The sequence below is a fragment of the Serratia silvae genome (assembly GCF_023282985.1).
In the GTDB taxonomy this organism is placed as follows: domain Bacteria; phylum Pseudomonadota; class Gammaproteobacteria; order Enterobacterales; family Enterobacteriaceae; genus Chania; species Chania silvae.
On the sequence record NZ_JAGQDC010000003.1, the window covers coordinates 232,147 to 245,396 of the forward strand.

A 13,250-nucleotide genomic window follows, 5' to 3' on the forward strand; every position below is an offset into this window, starting at 1 on the left:
AGCAGGCTCATGCCGAAGTTTTCAGCCAACTTATCGATGTTGTTTAATGAAGTCGATTTTATGCAGCGTTTTCGCTGTGCCAAAGAGCAGGGATTCACGGCGATTGAATATATGTTCCCCTACGATTATTCCGTGCAGGCGTTGAGAGGGGCACTGGAAGAGAATCAGCTCACGCAGGTACTACAAAACCTGCCCGCCGGGGATTGGGCTGCGGGTGAGCGTGGCATCGCTTGCCTGCCAGGGCGCGAGTCAGAGTTTCGTGATGGCGTAGGTCTGGCGGTGGAATATGCCCGTGCGCTGGGCTGTGCGCAGATCAACTGCCTGATCGGTAACCCGGATAAATCGGTCGCCCAACATAAGACCGATGAACTCGTGGTCGCTAACCTGAGCTATGCGGCAAAAGAGTTGGCCAAGGCCAATATCCGCCTATTGATTGAACCGATCAATAAATACGACATGCCTGCCTTCTATCTGCAAACCACGCGTCAGGCGTTGGAACTGATGGATTGGGTCGCTAGCCCTAACCTGTTTATTCAATACGATATCTACCACATGCAGCGCATGGAGGGCGAACTGGCCCAAACCATGGAAACGCTGCTGCAGAAAATCGCGCATATCCAGGTTGCTGATAATCCGGGGCGCCATGAGCCAGGAAGCGGTGAAATCAATTACGACTATCTGTTCCGCGCGCTGGACAAGATGGGCTATCGCGGTTGGATCGGCTGTGAATACAAACCTGCGACAACGACGGCTGCCGGCCTGTCATGGATTAAGCAATATCAACATTGAGGGACATATCATGAAAGTAGGCTTTATTGGTTTAGGGATCATGGGCACGCCAATGGCTGAAAAGCTAATCGCAGGCGGCCATCAGCTGTATGCTAACACCTTGCATCAGGTTCCGCCGGAGCTGGTGGAGAAAGGGGCCATAGCTTGTGCTACACCTAAGCAGGTGGCCGAGCAGGCTGACGTTATTTTTATTATGGTGCCCGATACGCCGCAGGTGGAAGAGGTGTTGTTTGCGGCTAATGGCTGTGCCGAAGCACAGCTCAAAAACAAGATCCTGGTGGATATGAGTTCAATTTCGCCGCTGGAAACCAAGGCGTTTGCCAAACGCATCAACCAACTGGGGGCTGATTATCTGGATGCGCCGGTATCCGGTGGTGAAGTGGGGGCCAAGCAGGGTAGTTTGACCATTATGGTTGGCGGTGACGAAGGCGTCTTTGGGCGGGTAAAACCGTTGCTGGCCCTGATGGGGAAAAACATTACGCTGGTCGGCGGTAATGGTGACGGCCAGACCTGCAAGGTCGCCAACCAGATTATTGTGGCCCTGACGATTGAAGCTGTATCCGAAGCGTTGATATTTGCTTCCAAAGCGGGTGCCGATCCGGCTCGGGTCCGTGAAGCGCTGATGGGCGGTTTTGCCTCATCGCGCATTCTGGAAGTGCACGGTGAGCGGATGATCAAACGGACGTTTGAGCCGGGCTTCCGTATCTCCCTGCATCAAAAAGATCTCAATCTGGCGCTACAAGGTGCGAAGTCGTTGGCGCTCAGTTTGCCTAATACCGCCACTTGCCAGGAGTTGTTCAACCTCTGTGCGGCCAATGGGGCCAAAGATCTCGACCATTCCGCGTTGGTACAGGCATTGGAAATTATGGCTAACCATAAAGTTTCTGGTTAAATTGACAGGTCGGTATTCGTTTACCATTATCAATACCGACTCTATTCTTGTAAAATAGTAGGTAATAAACGTCGTTGAAATTTCTATCGCCCTTTTTATGTAAAGTGAAGAGGGCCTGTTGATCAAAATGTGTGCAAAAGTAACAGAAAAAATAGCAGGATGCCGACCAAGGAGACCCTATATGGCAACCGTTGATGCTGCGATTGATAGAACTATTCTGGCTAACCCTGATAAAAGCAAGTTATACCGTAAGATTGCCTGGCGCATTATGCCAATATTATTAATTAGTTATATCGTAGGCTATCTTGATCGCGTTGGGATATCGTTTTCAAAATTCCAAATGATGCCTGATATTCTTCAAGGCAATGTGTCGATGGCAGAGGCAGTGTATGGTCTAGGGGCTGGCGTATTTTTCATTGGCTATATTATCGCCGGCGTGCCAAGTAATATCTTACTGAGTAAATATGGTGCACGAAAAGTCATTGCCCTGTTGATGTTGGTATGGGGTGCGATTTCAATGCTGAGTATTTTCATTACTAATCCGACACAGTTTTATCTGGCTCGATTCCTACTGGGGTTAGCAGAAGCCGGCTTTTATCCGGGGGTAATCCTCTATCTGACAATGTGGTTCCCTTCAAGCCAACGGGCAAAAATGACTGCGCTGTTTGTTTGTGGGATACCGGTAAGTAACATCATCGGTGGGCCACTTTGCGGTTGGATTATTGAAAACATGAATGGCATGTTTGAGCTGTCCGGCTGGCAATGGTTATTCTTTATCAGTGGTCCGCGTGCATTATTGATTGCGGTCGTCATTTTCTTCTTCCTGGATAATACCTATCAGAGTGCTAAATGGCTCAGTCCACAAGAAAAAGAGATGATCACCCAAGACATGGTGCAGGGAGCATCGAAAAAGATAGGGGCCGATGGTGCAGCGCAGGAGTGGACAATGAAGACCATGCTGAAGTCTTCTGCCTTCACCAAAATGTGGCTGATCTGTTTTTGTACGGTGATGGGGCAAGGGGGATTAGCCTTCTGGGTGCCGACCATGATCCGTGATACGGGAGTAAGGTCGGTGTTGGATATTGGTTTACTGACCATGCTGCCGTATATGCTTGCCGTCGTGGCCATGCTACTGGCTGCGCGCAGTTCTGACAAACATCGAGAAAGGCGCTGGCATATTATTGTTCCTTTCTGTATTGCTGCGGTTTCGCTGATCTTTATCGGCCTGTTCCCAGACAATAAGGCCATCGTGATGGTTGCATTATGTATTGCAGTCGCTTCCAGCCTGGTCCCTTCGCCCCTGTTCTGGAGTTTGCCAAATGCTATCTTTACCGGTACCTGCGCTGCCGCTGGGATAGCACTAATCAACTCGATTGCCAATATCGGGGGGTTTATTTCTCCTTATATCATTGGTTATTTTAAAAACACGACGGACAGTAATCTGGTCGCGATGTGCGTGCTATCCAGTATGATGATACTGGGGGCCATACTGACCTACAGCGTTCCAGCAAAACTCGTTAATAAATAAAGCGCTACAGAATACAGTATCCCAAGTATGCCATTCGTCACAGGTGAGTGCCCCAGATAGGGGTACCCACCGTTGACCTGTTATTATATGGAAGGGAACAGTAGGTGAGTTAACTTATAACCCTTTCGATTTTAAGCGTGTTACATGTTCAACAAATAGTTTAATCGGATCTGTGCTACGCGTGACAACACCTGCAGTTTGATTAATAGCGTCCGCATGGTCCATTGAATAATCGGATCGGATAACTTTCCCCAGGTGCGTACAATAGCGCCCAATCAACCCATCATTCTGGAAACGTTCTTTCTTGAACAATAATGAGATGGCTACCAGTGCAGCATGCAACGGATCAAGATTATTGAGTCCTTGGTCAAGCGGGTTATGCTTAATAATCCCGCTCCAAGAATAATAATAGACGCCATTCTCAAATTCCTTACCTTCCCCACCCCATTTTTTCGGCAAACCCTGTGGGTATTTGGCATTAAATTTATTTATACCTTCGCTGGTGAGTGCATTAAGTGCTGCAACACTGTCTTGTGGTAAACAAGGGTGACCGGAAATTATAGAGATGAATGAACCAACGGCATTCATTACCGTACTTGCCATCGCTTCAGGAAGAGCACCAGGCTTCACTGCCAAACGAACCAGATCGGCAATCTCCGAGCCAAAGTTTGTTCCAGACACTGAAGTTACAGAGGCAATCTGTTCTGGATGTGTGGCAGCGACATAACGACAGGCCAGAGCGCCTTGACTGTGACCAATCAGATTGACCTTTTTTGCTCCGGTTACGTGGATCACTTGTTTCACAAATTTAAGCAATTGCTCACCGCGGACCTCATTACTATTATCAGCTGACAAAGAGGCTGTGAATACCGTAGCACCGGCTTTTTCCAGTGCTTGCGGAATACCAAAGAAATAAGGGTAGATCCCGGCAACCTTATCAAAACCACTGAAACCATGAACGAGAATAATTGGGTGCTTTAATTTAGTGAATGTAGACATGATAAATACCTCTCAAGATTGTTTGACCCTGTGGTCGAAACAAACATTAAAGTATTGCGACAATCTCGACACGCCATTGTTGTTGTGTGGTAGTTAACACAAAAGTGTGAAATAAGAGGGGGCGACAATAATAGGGTGTTTAAAATAAGAAAACCCCTACAAGCGTTTCGCTGTTAGGGGTTTTCTTATTAATTATTGGTCTTTTTTTGAAATTATAAATCGACGTCGCGGTTGCAGTCTTTCGAATAGATATAGCTGAACTCTTCCTTGCCCACCGCATAACCGGCTTGCGGAACATAGGCGGCCATAAAAATGTAATCCCCTTTCTTGACCGGGATCCACTCATTATCCAGATTATAAACCCCGGCTCCACTGAGAATATATGCGCCATGTTCCTGCACGTGAGTCTCGATGTAGCCATGGCTGGCACCCGGTTTGAAGGAGAGAATATGAATGTTCATATCGAACCCCAGATCCTTCGGCAACAGATCCTGCAAGATCACATCGCTCATCCCTTCATAGTGAATTCTTTCCAGCTTGTTGACATTGTTGCTTACTACGTGGGCTTCATAACCCTTGATGCGGTTGTAGACTCGCTTGTAGAGGAATAGCTGGCTTGGTTTGCCGCCGTTGGTGTTCTCCAGGCGCAGCATCACACCGGCAGGGCAATACAGATAGCCGCCGGTGGTGAGAGGATAATCTGTGCTGTCGGCTGAAGCGGTGATATTACCTTCGATAACGTAGACCAAGGTTTCTATATTTTCACCGCCAAACCCTTGCTGGTTACGGCCGCCATCATGCAATGTCACCAGATAATCGACAAAAGTGGCGCCCAGTTTTGGGGTGGCAAGAATGGTGACGTCGCAATTCTCGAAGCCAGGAATGATGTTACGCACCAGGCCATCTGGCGGGATCACGGCATAGTTGTCGCGTTTGATAATGGAGCGCGAAGCCAGGATATCTTTTGGATAGCCAATTTGATTATTAATATAACCCACGTTAATTCTCCCGATTAGTGAGGACGGTCGCCCTACAACAAAATTATGCCTGTGCCGCCGTTTGGCGATTTTTTTTCTGCTTCATCAATACGTTGACGGTAAAGAAGATCACAGTGCCGATCAGTAAGATGGCGGCCGAGATATAGAACCCCATCACCTTGGAGCCAGTGCTGTCGGAGATCACCCCGGTGAGGAATGGAGCAATCACCGAAGAGGACATGCCGAAGAAGTTGAACACGCCGAAGCTGGTACCGTAGCCTTTCTTCGGAGCGTTATCTGCGACGAAGGAAATCATGATCGGATCCACCGCCAGCTTGCCAAGCAGGCCGTAAAGGATCAGGCTGACCAGCAGGGTGGTGGAGTCTGGTGAGACCACGGTGCAGATCAGCGTCACTGCGGCACAGATTTGCAAGAAGATGATCAACTGCACTTTCTTGGCACGGAAACGGTCAGACATGCGGCTGAAGAACAGCGCCCCTGGTACGGATGCAAAGGCAACCAGTGCGGCAGAGAAGCCGATGGCCACGCCTTCGAACCCACGTTCCTGTTGCAGGAAGGAAGGCAGCCAGGTCACGATCATGTAGTAGCCATAGCAGGTGGCAAAATACATCACGTAGGCGGAAATCATCCGCAGGCTGAACAACCCGCTGGCTTCCTCGGTCTCCTCTACCGGCTTGGCCGCAGCGGCTGCCGGGCTAGCGGCCAGTGAGGCGGTGTAGGAGCCTCCTTTGATCACCAGGAAGAACACCAACGTCATCACCACCAGCAAGCCGGTGATGATAAACAGCATGATTTGCCAGTCCATCCCCATGCTTTTCACTAGCAGGCTGGAGGCGATCAGGCCAATGGCCATCCCCAGCGCGGAACCGCTGTTGATAATGGCGGTGGCCAAACCACGGCGTTCCAACGGAATATTTTCTGATGAAAGCGAGTAAGCCGATCCGTAGTAAGAGCCACAGCCCATCCCGGCCAACAGGCTACCTGCGTAGATCATGGTCAGGCTGGTGGCGTTACCGATCAGCAACGTGGCGATGATAAACAGGCAAAAGCCTGGGATCAGCACGACTTTCTTGCCGAACTTATCCACCAGGATCCCGGCCGGGATCTGCATTCCGGTATAGGCAAAGAAGTAGAAGCTGGCGATCAGGCCCATCTCGGCGTTCGAATGTGCGCCGATGGTTGCCTGGATCTCAGGGAAGATTGGTGTCAGTACCGTGCGGTAAATCCAGATCACCGCCCAGCCCAGACACAGAACCACCACGATTTTTTTCCAGTACAGTGGATCAAACCCGGTGTTGGAGGCGGTTTTGCTGTTGCTCATAGGCGGGCTCCCTGCTCGGTATAGGCCAGTTGGTATAAGGTATGCGCCAGAATTTTCACCCCTTCGGCCAGGTCGGACAGTTCGGTTTTCTCCGCTGGGTTATGGCTGATCCCGGCAATGCTTGGCACAAACATCATCACCGTCGGCACGTGTGGGGCAAAAATCTGTGAGTCATGGCCAGCACCGCTGTGGATCATGCGGTAGTTCATCTTATGGCTTTCACACAGGTGGCTGACGCAGGCCAGCAGCTGTTTGTCCATCGGGATCGGCGTTTCATCCATCCACAGGTCGATCTCGACCTCAATGCCCATTTCGGCACAGATGCGCTGAATATCGGCTTCGATCTCTTGGGTAAAACGCAGCAGCGTCGCTTTATCGGTGTGGCGGCAATCCAGGGTGAAATGGGTAAAACCAGGCACGACGTTGACGGTATTAGGCTTTGGCTCTACCTTGCCAAAGGTCAGCACCAGCGGGTCGCCTTCCGCTTTGGCCTTGGCGATGGATTCGTAACAGATCCGGCTGAAGGCATAAACGGTGTCCTTACGGTAACCCATTGGCGTGGTGCCCGCGTGGTTAGCCTCGCCCTTGAGCTTGATATCGTAGCGGCGCTGGCCGACGATGCTGGTGACCACGCCAATGGTTTTTCCTTCGGTCTCCAACACTTTGCCCTGCTCGATATGCAGTTCAACGAAGGCGGCGATATCTTTGCGCAGCGGCTGGTCTTGCGGGCGGAAGCCAAAGCCTGCGCCATGCATGGCATCAACGAAATTCACGCCTTTGGCATCACTGATGCTTTTGACTTCTTCAGGGCGAGCGGAGCCAATAATGTTTTTACTGCCCCAGAAAACGTAAGGGAAACGGCTGCCTTCCTCTTCGGCCAATGAGATGACTTCCAGCGTGCGCAACGGCGTGCCGTAGGTTTCTTTCAGATGTTTGATCGCCAGATAGGCGGCTTCGATACCAAACTGCCCATCAAGGTTGCCGCCGTTGACGACCGTATCGATATGCGAGCCGGAAAGGATCACCTGATCGGGATATTTGCTGCCCTGGAGGCGGCCGGATAAATTGCCGACGGCATCAAAGGAGGTCGCCAGACCGGCAGTTTCAAAGGTCTGCTTCAGCGCCTGTTGGGCTTCCACCCACTCAGGGGTATATAGCAACCGCGTCATGCCGCCGCTGGGATCTGCCCCTATCTTAGATAACCAGCCAGAAGTTTCGCGAATTTCTTGTTGGAAATTTTTCATATTTATCTGCCTGCTTGTAACTTCCCTGAGACATGCGCCAACTCTGCTTTGTCGGGAGGGGGATAAGAATAAACGGCGGTGAAAATAGCGTTTCTCCGCCTGCGTTAATTTATCTGCCGATTAACTGGCAAACGGATCTTTGTGGTCATAGGAGCGTTGGTAAATATCGTCAGAAATCAGGTATTGATAAATGTCGTCGACAATATCGATGCCATTCTTTTCACTTTCTATTTCACGAATATGGCTACCCTGGCCAGGATAGAGCACTTGTTTCACGCCAGGTGCCGGTTTGATTTCGTTCAGTTCTCTCATTACCTGGCTGATATGTTTGCGGAAAGTTGCTTCGTTGGTGAAATAGCTTGGGTTGAGCACGATATGCAGCTGGCCCAACTCCCGGCCTGCGCTTAAGTCGTGATACATCGAGCTGACGTGTTTACCGAACGGCAGGCCAAGCAACACGCCGGACAGAATATCAACCATCATCATCAGGCCGTAGCCTTTTGGCCCGGCGATAGGCAACAGCCCGCTGACGGCGAAAGGATCGGTGGTGTTATTACCTTCGCTGTCTACTGCCCAGGTATCCGGGATTGGCACGTTGCGTGAGCGGGCGTCCAGCACTTTACCCCAGGCCTGAACCGTGGTGGCCATATCGAAGGTCATGATGTCGTCGCCTTCGGCCGGTGCCGAGAAGGCGATGGGGTTGGTGCCGTAATAAACCTCTGCGCCACCATAAGGGACGACCATCGGATCCGACTGACACACTGAGATGCCAATCATGCCTGCATGGGAGGCCTGTTGCACAAAGTAAGACAGCGCGCCACTGTGGCCGATGCGGCGAACGCCTACTACCGCTACGCCGTTCTCTTTCGCCATTTCGATGGCGTGGTCCATACCCAGCTTGGCTGCGACGTGCCCGGCACCGTTGTCGCCATCAAATACTGCGCTGCAAGGGCCGGTTTTTTCAAAGGTGAAATGCGGGTTGTTATTGGTGCCGCCTTTGCTTATGCGTTCAGAATAATATTCCACCCTCACCGCGCCATGGGAATGGATCCCGCGCGCATCCGCATGGACCAAAACGTCCGCGACAATCCCGGCGTGTTCCTGGCTTAGGCCTGCAGAATGAATTTTATTTTGAATCAGTTGATGCAGTTGCTGCTTAGAGACTTTCATAGACAGTCCTTTCGTTACTACGGTTTATTTAAACTATCTCTGGTATGTAATGTATAAATCTTAGGGCTAAATAATGTGATCCAGACAGCTATTGTTTTATTGGCTTAAATTTTCATTGAATAGCATTATCATTGTTAGATTATTTTTAACAAAGCACCGTGTTTCTGATGATTGAATTCAATTAATCCCCGCTGGACTTGATGATTTTTTCTAACAATAGGCAAAGTGTGATGGGACTCACCTTCGTCAACAGATTTTATTTGTAGCTTGGCCAACAAGAATATGGGGTCTGAAATAAATAGGTTACTAAAAATATCTGAAAACGCCCATTGCGAAGTTCACATGCTGTTTTAAGGATATCACTATGATCCATGCTTTTATAAAGAAAGGGAGCTTTCAGGATTCCGTCAGCCTGATGCTAATTTCCCGTAAGCTCAGCGAATCACCCAACGTCGAAGAAATATCGGTCATGATGGGGACGCCGGCCAATAAATCCTTACTTGAAGCGACCGGCTTCTGGCATCCGCAATTCAGTGAAGCGACCCCCAATGATATTTGCGTGGCCATCAAGGCGGAATCTGCCGATGACAGCATCACCGCACAGATCGGCGAAGCATTAGACCTGGCATTGAAAGCCATTGCCCAGGGGCAGCAGGGCGGTAAACGCCTGCTCAAGGCACGCAGTTGGCGCATGGCGCGGCAAAAGCTACCGGATGCCAATATGGTGTTGATCTCCATAGCTGGAGAATATGCCGCGGAGCTGGCCGATCAGGCGCTGGACGATGGCTGCAACGTGATGATGTTTTCCGACAACGTCAGCGTCGAGCAGGAAGTGGCGCTAAAAACCAAGGCGCGCGACAAAGGCCTGATCGTGATGGGGCCAGACTGCGGCACGGCCAATATTGCCGGGGCACCGCTGGCCTTTGCCAACGTCGCACCCAAAGGCATGATCGGCATCATTGGCGCTTCGGGAACGGGTATCCAGGAGCTGACCTCACAAATTACCCTGGCCGGGCAGGGCATTTCTCACGCCATTGGCTTGGGCGGGCGTGATTTAACCGCCGAAATCGGTGGTATCAGCGCTATCACCGCACTGCGTATGTTGGCGGCCGATCCACAAAGCCAGGTGTTGGCGTTTGTCTCCAAGCCTCCGGCCGAAGCGGTGCGTCAACGGGTTATCGATGAGATGAAGACCCTTGGCAAACCGGTGGTCGCGTTGTTCCTTGGCGCCAAGAACGCACTGAAGCAGGAAGATAACATCACCTTCGCCACTACATTGGATGAGGCTGCACGCCTGGCAGCGATGTTGGCAAACGTGCAGCAAATGGCCGCACAGCAACCTGCGGTATGCGGTGGCAAAATCTCTGGTTTGTACGCCGGTGGCACGTTGGCGGCGGAATGCGCCATGTTGCTGGCCGATCGGCTGGGCGTGGAGGCCGACAGCAAGCATCAACACGGCTCAATGCTCAACGCTGAGGGGCACCGCATTATCGATATGGGGGACGATTTCTACACCCAGGGCAAACCGCACCCGATGATCGACCCCTCCACCCGCAATCAGGAAATCGCTCGCCTTGCTCAGCAGCCGCAGATTGGCGTGCTGCTGTTGGATGTGGTGATCGGCTATGGCGCCCAGGAAGATCCCGCAGATTCCTTGGCTACCGAAGTAAAACGCGTACGCGAAAAGCGTGGTGCGGCCCATCCGCTGGCAGTTATCGCCACGGTGACAGGCACCGAACAAGATCCCCAGCAGCGTTCCAAACAGATTGCCACGCTCAACGAGGCGGGCATTGCCGTGATGAATTCGCTGCCCGAAGCGGTAGCGCTGGCCTGCCAGTTAATCGCCCCGCCTGCGCTGGGTACTAACGAACCCGCACCCGCTATGCTGGCCGGTGTTTCCGTGATCAATGCAGGCCTGCGTAGCTTTGCCGACGATCTGCAAACCAACGAAATTTCAGTGGTGCATTACCAATGGGCCCCGGTGGCCGGTGGTAATCAACGATTGGCTAACATACTGAAAAATTTAAAGTAAGGGATTGATATGTACGCAACTATTGAACAAGCAAACGCTGCCGTTATCGCCAGGATCCGTGAAGCCCGCCCACATTGGCAGGATGTTGATTTAGCTAAAAACCTGATCCCGCAGTTGGCACAGGGGAGAAAACTGCTGCACGCCGGCCCGCCGGTCACCTGGGCGGAAATGAGCGGCCCGGTACGCGGTGCCTGCATTGGGGCCTGCTTGTTTGAGCAGTGGGCCGAAAGTGAGCAGCAGGCGTTGGCGCTGCTGGAAAAGGGTGAGATTGAATTCATCCCTTGCCATAACGTCAGTGCCGTTGGCCCGATGGGGGGCATCACCTCGGCGCATATGCCGCTGGTGGTGGTGAAAAACACCGTTCATGGCAACCATGCCTACTGCAACCTGAACGAAGGGATCGGTAAGGTGATGCGCTTTGGAGCCTATGGGCCAGACGTGCAGGCTCGCCTGTGTTGGATGCGTGACTCATTGGCACCGGTACTGAAAGAGGTACTGGCCACCTTTGATGAGGGGATTGACCTCACCGCCGTCATGGCTCAGGCCATCACCATGGGGGACGAGTTCCACCAGCGTAATATCGCGGCGTCGGCGCTGCTGATGCGTCTGTTAGCCCCTAAAATCAGCCTGCTTGAGCGGGACAACGTTGAGTTGGCCAAGGTCATGCAATTCCTCAGCATTACCGACCAGTTCTTCCTCAACCTGGCGATGGCCTATTGCAAGGCGGCCATGGATGCCGGGGCCGAGATTAAGCAAGGCACCATCGTGACGGTGATGACCCGTAACGGCAAAAACTTTGGCGTCAAGATCAGCGGCATGGGCGACCAATGGTTTACCGCGCCGGTCAATACGCCGGAAGGCCTGTTCTTCTCCGGCTATAGCCAGGCTGACGCCAACCCGGATATTGGCGATAGCGCCATTACCGAGACCTTCGGCATTGGCGGTGCGGCCATGGTTGCTGCGCCTGGTGTGACCCGCTTTGTCGGTGCCGCCGGTGGCATGAGTGCCGCGACCGATATCTCTGAAGAGATGGCCGAAATTTACCTGGAACGCAACATGATGCTGCAAATCCCAACCTGGGATTTCCAGGGTGCTTGCTTGGGGCTGGACGCCCGCCGGGTGGTGGAAACGGGTATCACGCCATTGATCAACACCGGGATTGCCCACCGTGAAGCCGGGGTTGGGCAGATTGGTGCTGGTACCGTGCGTGCTCCATTGGGCTGTTTTGAAAAAGCCATCGAAGCACTGGCAGAAAAACTGGGTATCAGCGCGTAACAACCAGTTCGCCCGGAGGCAACTCCGGGCTGGGGAGCAAGTTATGGACATCACCACGTTAGCCGTTAGCCGCTATGCCACGCAAGATTATGGTCCGTTACGCTGCGTGGGGCGTTTCAACAATGCCATCAACTTTCTCTCGCCTAACGATCGGCTACTGACGCTGCACCGTGAAGGGCGCGGGCTTAGCCCGATGGGCTGGGAAATTGGCGATGACGATTTCGACGAAATCTTTGACAGCTTGCCAGCGGCCCAGTATTGCCAGCTTTCATCGACGGGGATCGAACTGGAGGACATTGCCATCAACCGCCAGGGGAGGTGTTTGGATCTCTGCCTGAAGGTGTGCGGGGAAATTGCGCTGCCGCCATTGGCCGTCGCGCTGGCCGATGTTGCCGACCATACCGGCCTGTTTGGCCGCCTGGAGAGCCTCGTTGACCAGCCGCATTGTCTGGAGATCCGCGAGCTACAGCAGCACTTTACCGCCTGGTTGCTGGGGCAGAAAGTTGACTGGAGCACCGTGCTTGGCAAAGGGCCAGGTTTGACGCCAAGCAATGACGACACGGTGTTGGGCATGTTGCTGGCGGCTCATCTCGATAGCCGCGTAGATGTCACAAGGTTACCGTCCTTTTTTGCCGCTAGCCAACCGTTAAACCAGTTGACCACCTTGGTCAGCGTCCACTATTTGCAGTTTGCCGAGCAGGGGATCTTCTCAACCCCGGTACAACTCCTGGCACGCGCCTTACTCAGGCCCAAAGAATTACCCGCGGCCATCAACGATATGTTGGCAACTGGGCATTTTTCCGGTGCGGATACGCTATTGGGCGTCTGGCTGGGCGTCATGGCAATCAATCGTCTTTATTAGTTTTTTTAATCTGAAACTGAAAAAGCACTGAATTTATCCAATACATACCCTATGGATTTCGAGTCGCAGCTAGGCGCCAAGCTATCTCATCCCCAGGCGCTTACGTTTAGTAAGTGACTGGGGTGAGATAGTGCAGCTAA

Annotated in this window: 11 protein-coding genes; 6 read left to right on the forward strand and 5 right to left on the reverse strand. The window is 52.1% G+C overall.

Features of this window, described 5'->3' with window-relative positions:
• Window positions 1-9 precede the first annotated feature (9 nt).
• The 3 genes from hyi (at window position 10) to KAJ71_RS05395 (ending at window position 3,209) form a co-directional block, all read left to right on the forward strand.
• Complete coding sequence (gene hyi, locus KAJ71_RS05385; RefSeq protein ID WP_248944741.1) at window positions 10-789, forward strand: hydroxypyruvate isomerase; 780 nt, start codon at window positions 10-12, stop codon at window positions 787-789.
• Window positions 790-799: 10 nt separating this feature from the next.
• Window positions 800-1,681, forward strand: a complete 882-nt coding sequence (gene glxR / locus KAJ71_RS05390; RefSeq protein WP_248944743.1) for a 2-hydroxy-3-oxopropionate reductase — start codon at window positions 800-802, stop codon at window positions 1,679-1,681.
• A 181-nt stretch (window positions 1,682-1,862) separates the two neighbouring features.
• Window positions 1,863-3,209 carry an MFS transporter gene (locus KAJ71_RS05395; RefSeq protein WP_248944744.1) on the forward strand — a complete coding sequence of 449 codons (1,347 nt, stop codon included), beginning with the start codon at window positions 1,863-1,865 and terminating at the stop codon, window positions 3,207-3,209.
• A 114-nt stretch (window positions 3,210-3,323) separates the two neighbouring features.
• Here the strand turns inward: KAJ71_RS05395 and KAJ71_RS05400 are convergent, their stop codons facing one another.
• The 5 genes from KAJ71_RS05400 to allD all read right to left on the reverse strand — a co-directional run bounded on the left by KAJ71_RS05400 (window position 3,324) and on the right by allD (window position 8,941).
• Complete coding sequence (locus tag KAJ71_RS05400) at window positions 3,324-4,208, reverse strand: esterase/lipase family protein (RefSeq protein ID WP_248944745.1); 885 nt, start codon at window positions 4,206-4,208, stop codon at window positions 3,324-3,326.
• A gap of 212 nt (window positions 4,209-4,420) precedes the next feature.
• Window positions 4,421-5,206: a (S)-ureidoglycine aminohydrolase gene (allE, locus tag KAJ71_RS05405; RefSeq protein WP_248944747.1), complete on the reverse strand. Its 786-nt coding sequence runs from the start codon at window positions 5,204-5,206 to the stop codon at window positions 4,421-4,423.
• A 43-nt stretch (window positions 5,207-5,249) separates the two neighbouring features.
• Window positions 5,250-6,527 (reverse strand): MFS transporter, encoded by a 1,278-nt coding sequence (locus KAJ71_RS05410; protein WP_248944748.1) that lies wholly within the window; start codon window positions 6,525-6,527, stop codon window positions 5,250-5,252.
• Window positions 6,524-7,771, reverse strand: coding sequence for an allantoate deiminase (gene allC, locus KAJ71_RS05415; protein ID WP_248944749.1), 1,248 nt, complete (start codon window positions 7,769-7,771; stop codon window positions 6,524-6,526). The genes KAJ71_RS05410 and allC overlap by 4 nt, the downstream gene beginning before the upstream one ends.
• Before the next feature lie 120 nt (window positions 7,772-7,891).
• Window positions 7,892-8,941, reverse strand: a complete 1,050-nt coding sequence (gene allD / locus KAJ71_RS05420; RefSeq protein WP_248944750.1) for an ureidoglycolate dehydrogenase — start codon at window positions 8,939-8,941, stop codon at window positions 7,892-7,894.
• A gap of 364 nt (window positions 8,942-9,305) precedes the next feature.
• On the opposite strand from allD, the gene KAJ71_RS05425 reads away from it, so the two are divergent.
• Genes KAJ71_RS05425 through KAJ71_RS05435 form a run of 3 tightly spaced genes read left to right on the forward strand, consistent with a single transcriptional unit; the run spans window position 9,306 to window position 13,110 of the window.
• Window positions 9,306-10,973 (forward strand): acyl-CoA synthetase FdrA, encoded by a 1,668-nt coding sequence (locus KAJ71_RS05425; protein WP_248944752.1) that lies wholly within the window; start codon window positions 9,306-9,308, stop codon window positions 10,971-10,973.
• 9 nt (window positions 10,974-10,982) lie between these two features.
• Window positions 10,983-12,248 carry a YlbE family protein gene (locus KAJ71_RS05430; RefSeq protein WP_121606089.1) on the forward strand — a complete coding sequence of 422 codons (1,266 nt, stop codon included), beginning with the start codon at window positions 10,983-10,985 and terminating at the stop codon, window positions 12,246-12,248.
• A gap of 43 nt (window positions 12,249-12,291) precedes the next feature.
• Entirely contained in the window at window positions 12,292-13,110 is an 819-nt protein-coding gene (locus KAJ71_RS05435) for an oxamate carbamoyltransferase subunit AllH family protein (RefSeq protein ID WP_248944753.1), read from the forward strand.
• The last annotated feature ends 140 nt before the right edge of the window (window positions 13,111-13,250 follow it).

Bases quoted from the DNA above. Each gene is read 5' to 3' on its own strand.
- KAJ71_RS05425 (WP_248944752.1), top strand. From the start codon at position 9,306: ATGATCCATGCTTTTATAAAGAAAGGGAGCTTTCAGGATTCCGTCAGC.
- KAJ71_RS05435 (WP_248944753.1), top strand. From the start codon at position 12,292: ATGGACATCACCACGTTAGCCGTTAGCCGCTATGCCACGCAAGATTAT.
- hyi (WP_248944741.1), top strand. From the start codon at position 10: ATGCCGAAGTTTTCAGCCAACTTATCGATGTTGTTTAATGAAGTCGAT.
- KAJ71_RS05395 (WP_248944744.1), top strand. From the start codon at position 1,863: ATGGCAACCGTTGATGCTGCGATTGATAGAACTATTCTGGCTAACCCT.
- KAJ71_RS05430 (WP_121606089.1), top strand. From the start codon at position 10,983: ATGTACGCAACTATTGAACAAGCAAACGCTGCCGTTATCGCCAGGATC.
- glxR (WP_248944743.1), top strand. From the start codon at position 800: ATGAAAGTAGGCTTTATTGGTTTAGGGATCATGGGCACGCCAATGGCT.
- allD (WP_248944750.1), bottom strand. From the start codon at position 8,941: ATGAAAGTCTCTAAGCAGCAACTGCATCAACTGATTCAAAATAAAATT.
- KAJ71_RS05400 (WP_248944745.1), bottom strand. From the start codon at position 4,208: ATGTCTACATTCACTAAATTAAAGCACCCAATTATTCTCGTTCATGGT.
- allC (WP_248944749.1), bottom strand. From the start codon at position 7,771: ATGAAAAATTTCCAACAAGAAATTCGCGAAACTTCTGGCTGGTTATCT.
- KAJ71_RS05410 (WP_248944748.1), bottom strand. From the start codon at position 6,527: ATGAGCAACAGCAAAACCGCCTCCAACACCGGGTTTGATCCACTGTAC.